Source organism: Sporolactobacillus laevolacticus DSM 442 (assembly GCF_000497245.1).
GTDB classification, from domain to species: domain Bacteria; phylum Bacillota; class Bacilli; order Bacillales; family Sporolactobacillaceae; genus Sporolactobacillus; species Sporolactobacillus laevolacticus.
The window spans coordinates 1-2,001 of sequence record NZ_AWTC01000032.1; the positions used below are offsets into that span (position 1 = coordinate 1).

Annotated in this window: 3 protein-coding genes; 1 reads left to right on the top strand and 2 read right to left on the bottom strand. The window is 31.6% G+C overall.

The window, feature by feature from the left end; genetic code table 11:
* Nucleotides 1-280: 280 nt before the first annotated feature.
* Both P343_RS36240 and P343_RS36245 read right to left on the bottom strand, forming a co-directional pair.
* Complete coding sequence (locus tag P343_RS36240) at nt 281-826, bottom strand: cysteine hydrolase family protein (protein WP_023511822.1); 546 nt, start codon at nt 824-826, stop codon at nt 281-283.
* An 18-nt stretch (nt 827-844) separates the two neighbouring features.
* Nucleotides 845-1,102: a PDDEXK family nuclease gene (locus tag P343_RS36245; protein WP_023511823.1), complete on the bottom strand. Its 258-nt coding sequence runs from the start codon at nt 1,100-1,102 to the stop codon at nt 845-847.
* Between the two features lie 377 nt (nt 1,103-1,479).
* On the opposite strand from P343_RS36245, the gene P343_RS36250 reads away from it, so the two are divergent.
* Nucleotides 1,480-1,944: a type I restriction enzyme HsdR N-terminal domain-containing protein gene (locus P343_RS36250; protein WP_023511824.1), complete on the top strand. Its 465-nt coding sequence runs from the start codon at nt 1,480-1,482 to the stop codon at nt 1,942-1,944.
* The last annotated feature ends 57 nt before the right edge of the window (nt 1,945-2,001 follow it).

The window sequence follows — 2,001 nt, forward strand, 5'->3', positions numbered from 1 at the left end:
TTTGTTCCTGCCGCCTTAGGCGGCAGGAACACCTAGTGGTACCGCCGGATGTTCAGAGTGGCTAATTTATTATTGCAATCTAGCAATAGAAGAAAAACTCGCATTTTGAAAAAAAGATTGATCAATATGGATTCTTCTCTAGCATATTTAAGTTTCGGTTTTATAAAAAAGTTTGATCAAAAAGTTCTTCAAACATTATGATCAAGGATTTTGTAAAAACACACAATATTTTCGATTAATCTTTTTTAAACGGTCAAATGTGTCTAAAGAAAGTATAACACTAAATATGTACAAGTAAATCCTCAGTTTGAACTACAGTAGCAAACATCTCATGCAGACTAACTAAAGCAAATTCATGAATATCCTCTGCACTATAATACTTTCCGTTATATCCAGTACGCTCAAATGTAGCCGTTGCATCTGAAACAACATATATTTTAAATCCAAGATTTCCAGCCATTCTAGTTGTTGTCGAAACACATTGATCTGTTGTTAACCCTACGATGACAACTGTTTGATAGTCATTCTCTCTTAAATAGTGTTCAAGATTTGTTCCGATAAAAGCACTGTTAACATGTTTTTGAAATACGGGTTCATGATCGAGTGGCTCAATAAATTCTTTAAATTCACTTCCAATATTCTCGTTTCTTAACGGATGACCCGGCTTTTTAGAAATATGCTGAATATGAATCACAGGTCGATCAGTTTCTCTCCATCTATTTAAAAGACGCTCTATATTTTCCTGATTATTCCTTCTTCCCCAACGCTCATCATCAAATCCTTTTTGGACATCTATAATTATTAATGCTGTGTTTTTTGATAACATAACCTACTTCCTCCTCTTTCAATTAAGAGGATACTGCTCTCGTATATCAACTACATGAAGGTTATATTCCATTATATAGAGGCATGCTTTCTCCAAATTCGAGAAAACATCATGTTGTCGTTGAACTTTTTCCCCAAATGTCCTTGTCATAGTTCCTTTAGAAGCGAACTCTTGAACCTTTATCTGGGGATTGTAATTTTGTCCGGTTCCTTTTCCCCTTCCTTCTTTTTCATATTGGATAATTTTTTCTTCAGTTAATTTACTATACCGACTCATTTATATTCCCCCCTAAATATGGAATGTAGAACATTTAACCGAATTTGTCAAAATCATCTTAATTATAAAAATATACAATATAGTAATTTATTCATTTTTATATCTACTAAAAAACTAGATAAAATATCTATAATAATAATTTAATGAACCCACGTTGTTTGCTAGCTACCATAACAGTATTATTAACACTAATAGTAGTTTCCAAACTACCATTTATAACTGCGATTTACCCTTTTAAAATTCGTCATATTAAGTAGTATTTTATAGACTGTATCATCTTCTCTGTTAGTTATGCTGCATATAAACAGGGAAGGATTTACATAAGATTTATTTAGTATTAAAATATGTTTTAATGTTAAAAAGGGGGGGCGACGCACATGGGTAATGAAACATTAGAATTAGACTTAGATTATATACAAAAGAAATATGAAAAAAATAAATTTAGCAATGAAGAAAACATAAAAAACAAAGTAGTTCGGCACTTCTTAGAAATGTTAGATTATGATGAGGATTCTTTTGATTATGAACACAAGACATTGCATAGAAAAGGCAGGGCAGACATTGTTATCACTGTTGGCAATAATGATAATAACTGTCTATACATAGAAACAAAAAAAGCAAATGAACCACTTGATGCAGAGGCGAAAGATCAATTAGCAACCTATATATTTAATCGAGGTAAGGAGTGGGGAATTTTAACCAACGGAAGAAAGTACTTATTATTTAATTCGAATATTAAAGGACACAATAATCTTGAAAGAATTGTATTTGAGGTAGATATATTTAATAAAAAAGATAAACGCTTTATAAAGGCCAGTTGTAAAATCAAATTAGCCAGCTAGGTTGGAGGAATAAAACACCATTATAAAATCCGGTGTTATCATTAAAGTGACCAAACC